Genomic DNA, 15,382 nt, shown 5'->3' with positions numbered 1-15,382 from the left:
GTTTACGACCATCGCGAGCAAGCTCGCTCCTACAAGGGACCACGACAGCCATTGGAATACGGAGCAACAGATGATCGGTTTCACCACTTTGAAGCGCATTTTGCTGGCAGGCGCGGCCTTCGGTTTCGCCGCCCATGCAGCCGCCTCGCCCCTGACGCTGGATGTCTATAACCCCGGCGAAAAAGCCATCTTCCCGGTGACCTCGGTGCTGGTCAGTGGCGAGAAAGAAGCGATCCTGGTGGATGCGCAATTCGGCAAGTCCCAGGCCGAGCAGGTGGTGGAAAAAATCCGCGCCAGCGGCAAGCAACTGACCACCATCTACATCAGCCACGGTGACCCGGACTACTACTTCGGCCTCGATACCCTGACGGCTGCGTTCCCCAAGGCCAAGGTCCTCGCCTCGCAGCCGACCGTCGACCACATCAAGCGAACCGTCGACGGCAAACTGGCGTTCTGGGGCCCGAAAATGGGTACCGACGTGCCGGCCAAAACCATCGTGCCGGACGTGCTCAAGGGCGACAGCCTGACCCTCGAAGGGCAGAAGTTGCAGGTGATTGGTCTTGAGGGCCCGCAGCCGGATCGCAGCTTTGTGTGGATTCCGTCGATCAAGGCGGTCGTCGGTGGTGTCGTGGTGGCGCAAAACATCCACGTGTGGATGGCGGACACGCAAACGCCACAGTCCCATGCCGATTGGTTGGCTACGCTGCATTCCATTGAAACCCTGAAACCGCAGACCGTGGTGCCGGGTCATTACCTCGGCGAGAGCGATCGCTCCCTGGCCGCCGTGCAGTTCACCGCCGCTTACATCAAGGCCTTCGACGAGGAAGCCGCCAAGGCCAAGGATTCTGCCGCGCTGATCGCGGCGATGAAAAAACGCTTCCCGACCCTGGGTGATGAAAGCTCCCTGGAGTTGAGCGCCAAGGTCGCCAAGGGCGAGATGAAGTGGTAACCCGCCTCAACTGAAATCCAAGAAGCTCAACCCACTGGAGAACGTCATGAGCAAAATCGCAATCATCGGTGCCACTGGTCGTGCCGGTAGCCAACTGCTGGAAGAAGCCCTGCGCCGCGGTCACAGCGTTACCGCCATCGCCCGCGACACATCGAAAATAGGCCCGCGTGAAGGTGTGGCCGGCAAGGCCGTCGATGCCCTTGATGCCGCTGCGTTGCAAGCTGCAATTGCGGGCCATGATGTGGTTATCAGCGCGGCGCATTTCGCCACGCTGCCTGCCAGCGCAGTCGTTGGCCCGGTGAAAAAAGCCGGGGTCAAACGTCTACTGGTGGTGGGCGGGGCGGGTTCGCTGCTATTGCCCGATGGCACTCGAGTGATCGATAGCGAAGGTTTCCCTGAGGCTTACAAGGCAGAGGCCAGCGCCGGTGCCGAATTCCTCGCCAACTTGCGTGAAGAGCGGGATCTGGACTGGACCTTCCTGTCGCCATCGGCCGAATTTGTCGAGGGCGAGCGCACGGGGACATTCCGCCTCGGTCAGGATGATTTGCTGGTGAGCAGCGCAGGGCGCAGCTGGATTACCTTTGCCGACTACGCGATTGCAATGCTCGACGAAGTGGAAGCGCCGAAGCATTCGCGGCAGCGCTTTGCGGTCGGGTATTGATGGCGTGGCTTAAACCATTCGCGAGCAAGCCCGCTCCCACACTTGATCACCGTCGTACACAAATAGTGTGTTCACGAGAGATCTACTGTGGGAGCGGGCTTGCTCGCGAAGCTTTTCAGCGGCTCTGCGCCTGCTCCACCAACCAGCCCATCAATTCACGCAACTTCGGCGAAGGCCCGGGTTTTTCGGGGAGCACCAGGTAATACGCCAGTCCTGTCGTCACCTTCAATTCGAATGGCATGACCAGCCGCCCGGCGTTCAGGTCATCACCGATCAGTGACCAGTCGCCAATCGCCACCCCCGTTCCCTGGGACGCCATCGACATCGCCAGGTCCAGTGTTTCGAAATGCTGGCCCTTGCCGACATTGGTCAGATGCACATCCGCCGCTTTCAACCAGGCCTTCCAGTCCCGCTCGTCGCGGGTCGGGTGCAGCAACAGGTGCTGTTGCAGATCCGCCGGTGTCTGCAGGGGCATGGGGCCTTCGAGCATCGGTCTGGAGCACACAGGCGTGAGTTGTTCGTCGAAGAGTTTTTGCGACATCAATGAGTCGTCCGGCGGTGCGCCGTACATCACCGCTGCATCGAATTGCTCGCGATGAAAATCCACGCCGTGCTTGACCGTGGTGGTCAGTTCCACCGGCACGTCCGGGCGTTCCCTTTGCCATTGCAACAGACGCGGCAGCAACCAGCGCATGACGCAGGTCGGTGCCTTGAGTTGCAGGGTTTCGCGCTTCTCGCCGATCTGTTCAACGGCCTCGTCGATCAGGCCGAAAATCTGCTGGACCCGTGGCAGCCATTCCCGTCCCTCGGCTGTCAGGTCCAGGCCTCGGGCCAGGCGGATGAACAGTTCATAACCCAAATGATCTTCCAGCCCGGCGATCTGCCGACTCACCGCGCCTTGGGTGATGTGCAGCTGTTCGGCGGCCCGGGTGAAATTGCAGCACTGCGCGGTAATCAGAAAGGTGTGCAGCGCCGGCAGGGGAGGCAGTCGTTTCATTGGGATCCAAGGTATGACGTGAGGACATGGCTAGTATGACTTTTTATCCATTGTTGCGGCTACCTGTCGCCCGTTCCAATGAGGCCATTCCACGGACCCTGTGGGAGCGGGCTTGCTCGCGAAAGCGGTCTTACATTCAACATTGATGTCGGTTGATACACCGCTTTCGCGAGCAAGCCCGCTCCCACAAGGGCCCTTGTGTCTCAAACGAACAAAAAGGGCAAAGACATGGCGACGTGCGGCGAAGTATTGGTCAAGTTACTCGAAAACTACGGGGTCGAGCAGGTGTTCGGCATTCCGGGGGTGCATACCGTGGAGCTGTATCGCGGGCTGGCCCGTTCGAGCATCAACCACGTCACGCCGCGCCACGAACAGGGCGCCGGCTTCATGGCCGACGGCTACGCCCGCACCAGCGGCAAACCGGGTGTGTGTTTCATCATCACCGGCCCTGGCATGACCAACATCACCACCGCCATGGGCCAGGCCTATGCCGATTCGATCCCGATGCTGGTGATCTCCAGCGTGCAATCGCGCAGCCAGTTGGGCGGCGGTCGCGGCAAGCTGCATGAGCTGCCGAACCAGGGCGCACTGTGCGCCGGTGTCGCGGCGTTCTCCCACACCCTGATGTCGGCGTCCGAGCTGCCGGGCGTGTTGGCCCGTGCCTTCGCCCTGTTCCAGGCTGGCCGCCCGCGTCCGGTGCACATCGAAATTCCATTGGACGTATTGGTCGAAGACGCCGATGACCTGCTCAGCAGCCTGCCGGTCAACATCGATCGCGCCGGTGCTTCGCCGAGCGCTGTTTCGCGCATGACCGAATTGCTGGCCGACGCCAAGCGTCCGCTGATTCTCGCCGGTGGCGGCGCCATCGACGCGGCCGTCGAGCTGACTGAGCTGGCCGAGCTGCTGGACGCGCCGGTCGCCCTGACCATCAATGCCAAGGGCATGCTCGCCTCCGGTCACCCGTTGCTGATCGGCTCGACCCAAAGCCTGGTCGCCACCCGTGCGCTGGTCGCCGAGGCCGACGTGGTCCTGGCCATCGGTACCGAACTGGCCGAGACCGACTACGACGTGACCTTCGCCGGTGGCTTCGAGATTCCTGGCAAGTTGCTGCGCGTCGATATCGACCCGGACCAGACCGTGCGCAACTACCCGCCGCACGTGGCGCTGGTGGCCGATTCGCGCAACGCCGCCCAGGCTTTGCTCAGTGCCCTGTCGCACAAATCCCTGGCCGAGCGCAGCAACGATTGGGGCCAGGTGCGTGCCGCCCGTCTGCGTGAAGACCTGGCCGCGACCTGGGATGCACCGACCCTGGCCCAGACCCGCTTCCTTGAAACCGTGCTGCAGGAATTGCCGAACGCCGTATTCGTCGGCGATTCGACCCAACCGGTGTACACCGGCAACCTGACGTTCAACCCGGAGCGTCCGCGTCGCTGGTTCAACTCGTCCACCGGTTACGGCACCCTCGGCTACGCCTTGCCGGCGGCGATTGGCGCCTGGCTGGGTGGCCGCGTCGAAGGTGGCGCGCGTCCTCCGGTGGTGTGCCTGATCGGCGACGGTGGCCTGCAGTTCACCCTGCCGGAACTGGCCAGCGCCGTTGAAGCGCGCACCCCGGTGATCGTGCTGCTGTGGAATAACCAGGGCTACGAAGAGATCAAGAAATACATGGTCAACCGCGCCATCGAGCCGGTGGGCGTGGACATCTACACCCCGGACTTCATCGGTGTGGCCAAGGCATTGGGTTGCGCCGCCGAAGCGGTCAGCAGTGTCGAGCAACTGCGTGGCGCATTGCGTGTGGCCACCGATCGCCAGGGTCCGACCCTGATTGAAATCGACCAGACCCAGTGGATGCAGGCGGTGTCGAAATGACCTTCCCTACGACTCTGGATGGCCTGTACATCAATGGCCAATGGTCGGCCGGTAACGAACACCTGCGCGTGATCAACCCGGCGACTGAAGCCCTGTTGACTACCGTGAATGGCGGCGACGAGCGTGCGGTTGAACAAGCGGTGAGCGCGGCGACCCAGGCGTTCGCCGACTGGTCGAAAACCACGGGCGCCCAGCGCGGCGCGATCCTGCGCAAAATCGCCGCGGGCGTGCAGGCCAATCGCGAAAAACTGATGCACTTGCAGTCGAGCAACAACGGCAAGCCGCAATTCGAAGCCGCGATCGACGTCGATGACGTGATCGCCACGTTCGAGTATTACGCCGGTCTGGCCGAAGGCCTGGACGCTAAACAAGACAGCGCGATAGAGCTGCCGACCGACGACTTCAGCGCGCGTTTGCGCCGCGAGCCGTGCGGTGTGGTCGGCCTGATCGTGCCGTGGAATTTCCCGATGGTCACCACTGCGTGGAAACTCGCCCCGGCCCTGGCTGCCGGTTGCTGCGTGGTGCTCAAACCTTCGGAAGTGACGCCGCTGCCAGAGCTGGAACTGGCGGCGATCATCGCTGAAGCCGGGTTGCCTGCGGGCGTGTTCAACCTGGTGTGCGGCACCGGCCTGGCCGTTGGCGCGCCCCTGTCGGCTGACTCGCGCATCGCGAAAATTTCCTTCACCGGCAGCAATGCGGTCGGTGTGCAGGTCATGCAACGGGCGGCGGAAACCGTCAAGGGCGTGAGCCTGGAACTGGGCGGCAAATCGTCGCTGCTGGTGCTGGCCGATGCCGATCTCGACCTGGCGGTGGAAGTGGCCTGCGGCGGTGGTTTCTTCAACGCCGGGCAGATGTGCTCCGCCACCAGCCGCGTGCTGGTCGCCGATGAACTGGCCGATGAGTTCCTGAGCCGAGTGAAGGCTCGTGCAGAAGCCATTCGCGTGGCCGACCCGTTCGACCCGAACGTGGAAATGGGCGCACTGGTCAATCAGGCGCAATACCAGCGCGTGCTCGGTCACATCGATCGCGGTTTGAGCGCTGGCGCCAAGCTGGTTTGCGGTGGCAATCGCCCGGCCGACCTGCCGCGCGGATATTTTTTGCAGCCGACGGTGTTCACCGAAGTGCCCCTCGACAGTGCACTGTGGTGTGAAGAGATTTTTGGCCCGGTGATCTGCGTACGCCGTTTCGCCTCTGAAGCCGAGGCGATTGCCCTGGCCAACGACAGCCAGTTTGGCCTGGTCGCCAGTGTGGTGACGCGCAATGCACAGACCGCTGACCGCGTCGCCAACGCCTTGCAGGCGGGGCTTGTGTGGATCAACGCGCCGCAGGTGATCTTCCCGCAGACCGCCTGGGGCGGCTACAAGCAGAGCAGCATCGGCCGTGAATTGGGGCCGTGGGGCTTGCAGGCTTTCCAGGAAATCAAACACGTGATCCGGGCCGTCTGAAGGCACGAAAAAGGTGAGTGCATGCCTCCTGTTGAGGCATGCGCTGGCGTCATGGCTTCAATGAGTTTTTATCGATAGTCAGGTGTTTTACACGACCTCAGGATGAACCTGCTGGCTCAGCCAAGCCCCCGAAAATACGAGGGCTAACGCTGGTCCGGTCGCGCGGATGCAACAGTTTCGACCTGCCTTATACCTACAAAAACAAAGGGAGTCCGTAATGGGCGAGCATGATCTGAACAGACGTCAATTTATCAAGACCGTGGGCGTAGCCTCGGTTGCAGCGGCAGCCATGAGCATGCCGTTCATCAAGGCCAATGCCAGCGACACACGTTTTGCCGGCAAGACCCTGCGTTTGCTGACCTGGTCCGATGACACCGGCCTGGCTGCACTGCGCAACATCGCCGCGACGTTCGAAGACAAGTACGGCTGCAAGGTCATCGCCGACCGCACCGGCAGTACCTCGGAAATGGTCGCCAAGCTCAAGGCCGGCGGTGATCGTCCGCAGTACGACATCATCACCCTGGCAGGCGTCGGTGCCGAAGGTCTGGCCGCCGCCAACCTGCTGGAAAAGCCCGACCTCAACCGCATTCCCAACCTCGTCGATGTACCGGAGAAATACCGCACCGGCGCCAACGGCCACGGCATCGGTTACCTGCTGTGGTGCAACAGCCTGGTCTACAGCACCCGCACCCAGAAAGAAGCCCCGACCAGCTACGCCTCCCTGTGGGATGCCGACGCGGCGCCGAACATCTTCCTGCCGCCGCCGAACTGGACCGAGGCCATGGACCTGATCATCATCGCCGCCAAACTGGCCGGTGGTGACGAACACAACATCGAGCCTGGCTTCAAGAAACTCGCCGAGCTGAAAGATCGTGTGGTGACCCTGGGTGAAAACCCGAACCAGATCGCCGAACTGTTCCGCACCGGTTCCCTGGACATGGGCGGCCTGTACGCCCCGGCCTTCTTCCCGAAACAGATCCGCGATCCGGCCTACGGCCTTGGCGCCACGTTCGGCATGAAGGAAGGTTTCTACACCGACCTGATGCTGTCGGTAATGCCGAAGAATCGTCCGGGCGATACCGACATGGCCTACGCCTTCATCAACCACTCCCTGGACCCGCTGGTGCAGGGCAAGATGGCTGAAGACATCTACAACGGTCCGGTCAACGCCAAGGCGATCATCTCTGCCGAAGCGCGCAAGAGCCCGTACATCCTCACGCCGGAGCAGATTGCCGAGAAGGCGATCATGCACGACAACGCCTTCCTGGCCAGCGTGCATGACCAATGGATTCGTCGTTACACGGAAATCTTTTCTTCCTGATCGAGTGACGTACACAAGCCCGTAAAGCACCACAAATCAAATGTGGGAGCGGGCTTGCTCGCGAATGCAGTGTGACATTCAACATTGATGTCGGCTGACACGGCCTCTTCGCGAGCAAGCCCGCTCCCACATTGGACCTCGGTGTCGTCAGGTCTTGTGTCTGTCAGCTGCTTTCCATTGACGAGACCCTTTGCTATGGAACACCAACCTTTGACCCATTCGGTCAGCGCCGCTGAGTCGCGCCCGAGTCGGGGTGTTTCGCCGACCGCGCGCGCCTGGCTTTTCCTCACGCCGTCGATGCTGTTTCTCGGCGTTTTGATCGCCGCGAGCCTCTTGGTACTGCGCATGAGCGTGGGCACCAAGGGCGCGGAATGGTCCGGGTTCAGCCTGGCCAGTTACGCCCAATTGCTGGAACCCTATTACCTCAAGTCGCTGATGCTGACCCTGCGCCTGGCGCTGATCAGCGCGGTGATCGCAGTGATTCTGGCGATCCCGGTGGCCTACACCATGTCGCGCCTGACCTCGCCGTTCGTGCGCCGGATCTTCCTTGCGGCGGTGTTGCTGCCATTGCTGGTCAACCTGCTGCTGCAAAGCTACGGCTGGCTGGTGATCCTCGGCCCCGGTGGCATGCTCAACCAGGCACTGATGGGCCTGGGCCTGATCAAGCGCCCGATCATGCTGCTGTACAACCAGAACGGCGTGTTGATGGGCCTGGTGCAAACCGCTTTCCCGCTGGCCGTGTTGCCGATTGCCAGCGCCATGCGCGGCGTCGCCCGCTGTTACGAAGAAGCTGCCGCCACCCTCGGCGCCAGTCGCTTCCAGGTATTCCGCCAAGTGGTGCTGCCGATGAGTCTGCCGGGGATCATTACCGGTGCGACCCTGGTGTTCGCCTACAACGCCAGCAGTTTCGTGGTGCCCTTGCTGCTCGGTGGCCGGCGCGTGCCGATGCTGGCGGTGATGGTGCATGACCAGATCGCTCCGCTGATGAACTGGCCCGCCGCATCCGCTGCCGGTGTGGTGCTGATCGTCACCACCCTCGCGATCATGACCCTGTCCGAATACATCACTGGCCGCCGTCGCCGCATGCTGGAGGCTTCGCAATGAGTACCCTGATCAAGAAGCGCCAGTTGTTGCCGGGTGATACCGGCAAGTTTGCCGGCATCCTCTCGGGCTTCATCCTGCTGTTGGCGGTGTTGCCGATCCTGACCATGATCGTGATGTCGTTCAGCGGGGCGTCGAACCTCGACTTCCCGCCGAGCAGCTACAGCCTGCAATGGTACAAGGCCGCCTGGCACACCTTCGTGTCGCCGGACGCCAGCGACGTCCTGAGCCTCGGCCAAGCCATGAGCACCAGCCTGCTGGTGTCGTGCCTGACCATGGTTTTCGCCACGATCATTGCGGTGCCGGCAGCCTACGCGTTGACCCGTTGCGAGTTCCGCGGCAAGGCCGTGGCGTTACAACTGATGTCGTTGCCGCTGGTGTTCCCGATGGTGGTGTTGGGCCTGGCGCTGCTACTGGTGTTCGACAGCCTGCCGTTCCACATGACCACCTCGCGCCTGGTGATTGCCCACGTGATCCTCGCGTTGCCATTCGTGGTGAAGAACTGCACGGCGGCGATGCTCTCCATCGGCAGCGAAGTCGAAGAGGCCGCGCAAATGCTCGGTGCTTCGCCGCTGCGGGCGATTGTCGATGTGGTGGTGCCATTGATGAAGTCGGGGATCCTGGCGGGCATGCTGCTGGCGTTCATCGTCTCGTTCAACGAATTCACCGTGACCTATTTCCTCTACACCATCGACGTCATGACCGTGCCGATCTGGATGTACAGCCGCACCGTGTCTTCGCTCGACCCAACCGTATTTTCGTTTGCCGTGCTGATCGTGCTGATCGACTTCGTCCTGATCTGGGCGCTGGAGAAGCTGGTCGGTGAAGGTGGCGTTTCGTTCTGATTTCTTGAGGTGATTCACATGTCTGGTCTGATTCTGGAAAACGTCGAGAAACATTACGGCTCGGCCTGCGCGGTAACGGATGTGAACCTGCATTTGCCCGAGGGCAAACTGGTGTGTTTCCTCGGCCCTTCGGGCTGCGGCAAGACCACCTTGCTGCGCATGATCGCCGGCCTTGAAACCCTGACCGGCGGCGAGATCCGCCTGGATGGCGAAGACATCGGCAACACCCCGGCGCACCTGCGCAACTTCGGCATGGTGTTCCAGTCCCTGGCGCTGTTCCCGCACATGACGGTCGGGGAGAACATCGCCTATCCGCTGAAACTGCGTGGGGTCAGCAAGGCTGACCAGCAGGCGCGGGTGGTGGAGTTGCTGGAGCTGATCCAGCTGCAAGCGATGATCAATCGTCCGGTGGCCAAGCTGTCCGGCGGCCAACGCCAGCGCGTGGCGATTGCCCGGGCGATTGCCTCGCACCCGAAAATCCTCCTGCTCGATGAACCGCTGTCGGCACTGGACGCCAAACTGCGCGAGTCGATGCAGGTGGAAATCCGTCAACTGCAACAGCGCCTGAACATCACCACCATCATGGTGACCCACGACCAGCGCGAAGCCATGACCATGGCCGATATCGTGGTCGTATTGGGTGAGCACAAAGTGCAGCAGGTGGGCACGCCGATCGAGATCTACCGGCACCCGGCCAACGAATTCGTCGCGGACTTCATCGGCTCGGGCAACATCTTTCCGGCCACGGTGCTGGGTAACGGCAAGGTCAGCTTGCCGGGCGGCGATGCGCTGCAAGTGCCGATCTGCAGCAGCATTGTGGCCGGGGAAAAGGTGAAGATGCTGATTCGCCCGGAAGACCTGCAACTGTCCGCACCCCAGGCGACCGCGGGCAACCGCTTGCTGGGCAAGGTGACGTTCGTGCGGGATATCGGGGCGACCATCGAGACTACGGTGGAGTGTTCCGGGGTGTCGTTTACCGCGCTGAGCACGCCTTGCCAGGGCTTTGGCCTGAGCGTTGGTCACCCGGTTTCGGTGACCTTGCCGGTGGAGGCTTGTCGGGTACTTGGGGCCTGATCCAAATTTGATTTTGGTCTTGCTGGCCTCTTCGCGGGCAAGCCCGCTCCCACAGGGTATGTGGCGTTCACAAAACCTGTGGGAGCGGGCTTGCCCGCGAAGGCGTCAGTAGCCACACCACTGGATCCGGATCAAACCGTCAAGCGCAACCGCGCCAGATCCCGCAACGGCGGAGCCCCGAACAACCGGCTGTACTCCCGGCTGAACTGCGAAGGGCTTTCATACCCGACCCGATACCCCGCCGCCGAAGCCTCCAGCCCTTCGGCCAGCATCAGCCGCCGTGCTTCCTGCAGGCGCAACTGCTTCTGATACTGCAACGGACTCATCGCCGTCATCGCCTTGAAGCGGTGATGCAGCGTCGACACGCTCAGGTTCACTTCCTTGGCCAGATCATCAATGCGCAACGGCTGTTCAAAATTGCCATTGAGCCATTTGATCGCCTGGCTGATGCGATGGCTCTGGCTGTTGGCAATGGCGATTTCGTACAGCCGATGCCCCTGTTTGCTGCGCAACAGGCGATAGAGGATCTCTCGGCGAATCAGCGGCGCCAGCATGGCGATGTCTTTGGGCGTGTCCAGCAACCGTGCCAGACGCAGCACGGCGTCGAGCATCGCGCTGTCGATTTTTTCGACATACAGCCCGCGCCCGGTCGGCCGGGTGGGCACGCCGAGGGGGCCAGCGTCGGCGATCAGTGCGGTGATTTCTGTCGGGTCGATGTCCAGGCGCAAGGCCAGGATCGGTTCCTCGGCCGAGACATTCACCACGCGCCCGCTCAGTGGCATCGAGACCGAGACCACCAGGTAGTTCAACGGGTCGTAGTTGAAGTATTCGTTGGCCAGCTGAACGTCCTTGCGCCCCTGGGCCATGATGCACAGCGCCGGTTGCGCGAGCACCGGGGCGAACTCGTGGGACTGGCTGTGGCGGGACATGAACAGCGAGCCGATGGCCGTGGCATAACTGCCATCTTCGGCGGTGTTGCGGCGAATGATCGCCGCCAGTTCCGCGCGCTGCTTTTCCATGTCGGTGTCCAGCGGGGCTTGAAAGTGATCGAGCGACGACATGCGAGGCATCCTCGGCAAGGCATGGAGGGAGTGGTGCAGAGCATAAGTTTGTGCAAGTGGCAGCGGTAGACACATCCTGCCGGATGCTTGCCTGATTCTGCCTGGTGGCGACCGGCGGTGTAGCCACTAGAGCCTTGTGCCGCAAGAACTTGCTTGAAACTCGTATGGCAGAACCGTGACAGGGTTTTACAGCTTGTTACAGGCTGGCAATGCAGTTTCGCAGGATTGTGCAACGCGCCGGCAGGAATCGACTAACGAGACAGGCGTCGCGGCCCTTAACCTTTGATCCTGTCGCAGCCCGTCCCCCGGCTGCCACGCGACTCCCCGGGAGGGTTGAACATGTCCACGCAGATCCCCGTCAGTCATATGGCCTTCGTTCGAGCGCGCGCCGGGCGTTCGGCGGAACTCGGTGTGCGCCTCAGCGCCCTGATCGAACCGTCCCGCGCAGCGCCAGGTTGCCTGAGCTTTGCCTTGCAGCATTCGCAGTGCGACCCGGAACTGTGGCTGGTGTCCGGTTTCTGGAGCGATCAACAGGCCATGACCGCGTACTTCAGCACGCCGGCGATGGAGATTTTTGCCGAGCTGGTGCAGGAGCTGGTGGTCAACAGCCTGGATTTCCACACCTTCAAGGATGTCTCGGTGGCGCAGGCCCTGGGTCAGTCCGCAGTGGCGGTACACAAACTGGCCGGTTGAGGGTTTAATGACGGCATTCTCAACCAGCCAGGATGCGCGACATGGCACGTAAAGCCTTTGATCACTTCGAAGCTGTTTCCGCTGTAGTACCGGGCGAGGGTGGTTATCACGCCGCTATCGCCGTCAAAGCGCTGGGTGGTGCCGGCGCCCCGCGTTTTCACAAAGTGCTGGAAGGCCAGATCTTCAAGACCGCTCACGAGGCCGATGATGCGGCCGCCAAGGAGCTGACCCACCTCAAGGACGTCAAGGAAAACACCGACCTGCTCTGGTGATTCTCACCGCCCCGGGCGGTACATCTTGAACAAGGCCTCAGGCCCCAGCTGGAAATAATCCGCCGGCCCGCCGCCGCGCAGAATCGGTTCTGCCGCGGCGGTGTCGTATACCCCATCCTTCAACAGCCATTTGGCGATATGCACGGCGACCACTTCGCCGAGGATCAGCCAGCTCGGCACCACATTGCCGTCCGCCCGTTGCAACTGGATGATCTGCGTGACCTTGCACTCGAAGGACACCGGGCTCTCGGCCACCCGTGGCACCTGAATGACCTTCGATGCTGCGGTCGTCAGCCCGGCCAGTTCGAACTCGTTGACCTCAGGCCCGACCATGGCGCAGCTCTGGTTCATCTGCTCGGCCAGCGGCCGCGTGGCCAGGTTCCAGGCGAACTCGCCGGTCTGTTCGATGTTGTTCAGGCTGTCTTTGCGCCCGACGCTGGAAAAACCAATGATCGGCGGGATGTAGTTGAAGGCGTTGAAGAAGCTGTAGGGCGCCAGGTTCAAGCGGCCCTCGGCATCCTGTGAAGAAATCCAGCCGATGGGGCGCGGGCCGACGATGGCGTTGAACGGATCGTGGGGCAGGCCGTGGCCGTTGGCGGGTTCGTAGAAGTGGATGTCGTTGGGCATGGGGATTTCCAGAGCTTTCGGGAGACGCTCATGGTGCAAGCACGCGCCACGGATTTCCAGTCGGATTCGGTACTTGAGTTGATGAGATCCTATGTGGGAGCGGGCTTGCTCGCGAAAACGGTGTGCCAGTCACATTGGTATTGGATGTGCCGCCGTCTTCGCGAGCAAGCCTGCTCCCACAGGTCTTCGGCCAATCTTGAGATTTGCTTTACCCCAAAAACGACTAAGCCCGGCCGAAGCCGGGCCGTGAGTTTCCCTCCACATTCAGCCGATAGCTTCAGCGCTACCGGTTTTGTCGAAACCGTCGGCAGCGACAGCGTCCGCGGTGCCGGTTTTATCGAAGCCGTCCGAGGCATAGGTGCCCGAGTGGCTGCGTTCGATGGCAGCGCTGGCATCGGAGCCGAAAGAGGCCGAGCCGGTTTTGTCGTAGCCATCGGCGGCGAACGTGTTGGCGGCCAGTACGGAAAGGGCCAGGGCAAGGATCAGTTTGGTTTTCATGGTGGTGACTCCCGTCTCGTTGGCGTTTTGTGAAAAAAAGCCAAGACGCCAGATAAATCGATTAAATATCGCAGTTAAATCCTGCTACTTATCGATTAATTGGATGTTAAGGCCGTCAGGCTTTTTCGCTTTCAAGGACTGAGTGAGCACATCGCAATGAATCGATCAGGCCGTTAAAGGTTGGGCGGCGAGCATTAACGCGTGATTAATCGGCTCTTTTACCTGGGTGACAGGTTTTTCATAAAGCCCTTGTCCATTTTTCACTGCCGCACGGCCAATCCGGGCACCGGTCGAACCTGGATTTGGCTGTCATGACTATGCTGGCTTGGTACCGGGTCGGCTCCATTCGCGAGCAAGCCCGCTCCCACATTTAACCGGGTTGTTCCAGAAGGAACGCGGTCGAATGTGGGAGCGGGCTTGCTCGCGAAGAGGCCAGTACTGCCAGCTTCGATCTATCTGTCAGTCAGTGACGATCCGCGAGTGCTTGCGGGTGTCTTTCATGGTGACGTACACCAGCAACGACACGGCAATACACGCGGTAACGTACCAGTAGTAACCCGTCTCCATGCCGATGCTCTTGAACCACAGCGCGATGTATTCAGCGGTGCCGCCGAAGATCGATACGGTCAGTGCGTACGGCAGGCCCACGCCCAGGGCGCGGATTTCAGTCGGGAACAGTTCGGCTTTCACCACGGCGTTGATCGAGGTGTAGCCGCTGACAATGATCAGCGCCGCCATGATCAGGAAGAACGCGCCCCACCAGGTCTGGATGGTGTGCAGGGTGGTGAGGATCGGCACGGTGAACAGCGTCCCGAGGATGCCGAAGGCGATCAGGATCGGCCGGCGACCGATCTTGTCCGACAGCCCGCCGATGATCGGTTGCAGGCACATGAACAGGAACAGCGTGGCGGCGGAAATGGTGGTGGAGTCGGAAATGCTCATGCCGACGGTATTCACCAGGTATTTCTGCATGTACGTGGTGTAGGTGTAGAACGCCAGGGTACCGCCCATGGTCAGGCCGACCACGGTCATCAGCTCCTTCGGGTGGCGCATCAAGGTGCGCATCGCGCTTTCCTTGGCTTTTTCTTTCTTGGTGAAGGACTCGGTTTCTTCCATGCCACGACGCAGGTACAGCGCCACCACGGCACACAGGGCACCGATGGCGAATGGGATGCGCCAGCCCCAGGCGTAGAGCTCCTCGGTGGTCAGGAAGTTCTGCAGGACAATCAGCACCGCCAAAGCGATGAGCTGGCCGGAGATCAGGGTCACGTACTGGAAGCTGGAGTAGAAGCCGCGACGCTCCTTGGTCGCCATCTCGCTGAGGTAAGTAGCGGAGGTGCCGTATTCGCCACCCACCGACAGGCCTTGCAGCAAGCGCGCGAACACCAGCAGGATCGGCGCACCGATGCCGATGACTTCGTAACTCGGGCTCAGGGCGATCAGCAGCGAGCCGAAGCACATCAGGTACACCGAGGCCATCAGGGCCTTTTTGCGCCCGACCTTGTCGGCATACAGCCCCATCAGCCAGCCACCGATCGGACGCATCAGGAAGCCCACGGCGAAGATCGCGGCGGTGTTCAGCAGTTGTGCGGTGGTGTCGCCTTTGGGGAAAAAGGTCTTGGCGAAGTACAGGGAGAAGGCGGCGTAGACGTACCAGTCGTACCACTCGACCATGTTGCCGACAGAACCGCTGAAAATCGATTTGATGCGACTGGCGGTGGTTCTTTCTTTAGCCGGCGTGGCAGCCGACCCAAGGGGCAGGGCGTTGGAGTTATCCATTGACGGATCCTTCATTTAATTGTTTTTGTGGAGCGCGATTAAACGCAGCCTGCAGGGGCTATAGCAGGAGCTGTGCCAAGGGGGAGAGGGCCGGTTTAGAGGGGGGAGGGTGTTTTAGTGAGCGGAAATCCGCTTATTCGTGGCGGGTGGTGGGCGGAAAGTTGCTCATGGTGTTGTTGATTGCTTTGCCTGT

General features: G+C 61.3%; 15 protein-coding genes. 10 read left to right on the top strand and 5 right to left on the bottom strand.

Features of this window, described 5'->3' with window-relative positions; all coding sequences use genetic code 11:
• Window positions 1-70: 70 nt before the first annotated feature.
• Both AC3IT6_RS23450 and AC3IT6_RS23445 read left to right on the top strand, forming a co-directional pair.
• Window positions 71-949, top strand: coding sequence for an MBL fold metallo-hydrolase (locus AC3IT6_RS23450; RefSeq protein WP_489353135.1), 879 nt, complete (start codon window positions 71-73; stop codon window positions 947-949).
• Between the two features lie 46 nt (window positions 950-995).
• Window positions 996-1,610, top strand: coding sequence for an NAD(P)-dependent oxidoreductase (locus AC3IT6_RS23445; RefSeq protein WP_489353133.1), 615 nt, complete (start codon window positions 996-998; stop codon window positions 1,608-1,610).
• Window positions 1,611-1,725: 115 nt separating this feature from the next.
• On the opposite strand, the gene AC3IT6_RS23440 is transcribed toward AC3IT6_RS23445, so the two are convergent.
• Window positions 1,726-2,607 carry a LysR substrate-binding domain-containing protein gene (locus AC3IT6_RS23440; protein WP_489353131.1) on the bottom strand — a complete coding sequence of 294 codons (882 nt, stop codon included), beginning with the start codon at window positions 2,605-2,607 and terminating at the stop codon, window positions 1,726-1,728.
• A gap of 228 nt (window positions 2,608-2,835) precedes the next feature.
• Here AC3IT6_RS23440 and AC3IT6_RS23435 point away from each other — a divergent pair, with 228 nt between their 5' ends.
• The 6 genes from AC3IT6_RS23435 to AC3IT6_RS23410 all read left to right on the top strand — a co-directional run bounded on the left by AC3IT6_RS23435 (window position 2,836) and on the right by AC3IT6_RS23410 (window position 10,259).
• Window positions 2,836-4,473: a 5-guanidino-2-oxopentanoate decarboxylase gene (locus AC3IT6_RS23435; RefSeq protein ID WP_489353129.1), complete on the top strand. Its 1,638-nt coding sequence runs from the start codon at window positions 2,836-2,838 to the stop codon at window positions 4,471-4,473.
• A complete protein-coding gene (locus tag AC3IT6_RS23430) occupies window positions 4,470-5,918 on the top strand; it encodes an aldehyde dehydrogenase family protein (RefSeq protein WP_489353127.1) in 1,449 nt (482 codons plus the stop codon). Before AC3IT6_RS23435 ends, AC3IT6_RS23430 begins: the two co-directional genes overlap by 4 nt.
• Before the next feature lie 217 nt (window positions 5,919-6,135).
• Window positions 6,136-7,239: an extracellular solute-binding protein gene (locus AC3IT6_RS23425; protein WP_095057092.1), complete on the top strand. Its 1,104-nt coding sequence runs from the start codon at window positions 6,136-6,138 to the stop codon at window positions 7,237-7,239.
• A gap of 195 nt (window positions 7,240-7,434) precedes the next feature.
• Window positions 7,435-8,343 carry an ABC transporter permease gene (locus AC3IT6_RS23420; RefSeq protein WP_489353125.1) on the top strand — a complete coding sequence of 303 codons (909 nt, stop codon included), beginning with the start codon at window positions 7,435-7,437 and terminating at the stop codon, window positions 8,341-8,343.
• On the top strand, window positions 8,340-9,185 hold the full coding sequence (locus tag AC3IT6_RS23415) for an ABC transporter permease (RefSeq protein ID WP_223541148.1): 846 nt from the start codon (window positions 8,340-8,342) through the stop codon (window positions 9,183-9,185). Before AC3IT6_RS23420 ends, AC3IT6_RS23415 begins: the two co-directional genes overlap by 4 nt.
• Window positions 9,186-9,203: 18 nt before the next feature.
• Window positions 9,204-10,259 (top strand): ABC transporter ATP-binding protein, encoded by a 1,056-nt coding sequence (locus tag AC3IT6_RS23410; RefSeq protein ID WP_150757246.1) that lies wholly within the window; start codon window positions 9,204-9,206, stop codon window positions 10,257-10,259.
• Between the two features lie 131 nt (window positions 10,260-10,390).
• Here the strand turns inward: AC3IT6_RS23410 and AC3IT6_RS23405 are convergent, their stop codons facing one another.
• Window positions 10,391-11,320 (bottom strand): AraC family transcriptional regulator, encoded by a 930-nt coding sequence (locus AC3IT6_RS23405; RefSeq protein ID WP_489353122.1) that lies wholly within the window; start codon window positions 11,318-11,320, stop codon window positions 10,391-10,393.
• Window positions 11,321-11,659: 339 nt separating this feature from the next.
• Between AC3IT6_RS23405 and AC3IT6_RS23400 the strand changes: the two genes are divergently transcribed.
• Together AC3IT6_RS23400 and AC3IT6_RS23395 are read left to right on the top strand one after the other, a co-directional pair.
• The gene (locus AC3IT6_RS23400) at window positions 11,660-12,013 is read left to right on the top strand and encodes a putative quinol monooxygenase (protein WP_489353120.1); all 354 of its coding nucleotides are present in this window, start codon (window positions 11,660-11,662) and stop codon (window positions 12,011-12,013) included.
• 41 nt (window positions 12,014-12,054) lie between these two features.
• On the top strand, window positions 12,055-12,285 hold the full coding sequence (locus AC3IT6_RS23395) for a hypothetical protein (protein WP_108215055.1): 231 nt from the start codon (window positions 12,055-12,057) through the stop codon (window positions 12,283-12,285).
• A 3-nt stretch (window positions 12,286-12,288) separates the two neighbouring features.
• On the opposite strand, the gene AC3IT6_RS23390 is transcribed toward AC3IT6_RS23395, so the two are convergent.
• The 3 genes from AC3IT6_RS23390 to AC3IT6_RS23380 form a co-directional block, all read right to left on the bottom strand.
• Window positions 12,289-12,912: a flavin reductase family protein gene (locus tag AC3IT6_RS23390; RefSeq protein WP_489353117.1), complete on the bottom strand. Its 624-nt coding sequence runs from the start codon at window positions 12,910-12,912 to the stop codon at window positions 12,289-12,291.
• A gap of 264 nt (window positions 12,913-13,176) precedes the next feature.
• Window positions 13,177-13,410, bottom strand: a complete 234-nt coding sequence (locus tag AC3IT6_RS23385; RefSeq protein WP_056726094.1) for a hypothetical protein — start codon at window positions 13,408-13,410, stop codon at window positions 13,177-13,179.
• 459 nt (window positions 13,411-13,869) lie between these two features.
• Entirely contained in the window at window positions 13,870-15,189 is a 1,320-nt protein-coding gene (locus AC3IT6_RS23380) for an MFS transporter (RefSeq protein WP_046042168.1), read from the bottom strand.
• Window positions 15,190-15,382: the final 193 nt, after the last annotated feature.

Source organism: Pseudomonas sp. KH_017 (genome assembly GCF_057840285.1).
Note: the sequence above shows the minus strand (reverse complement) of the source record. Positions and strands in the feature narration are given on the sequence as shown.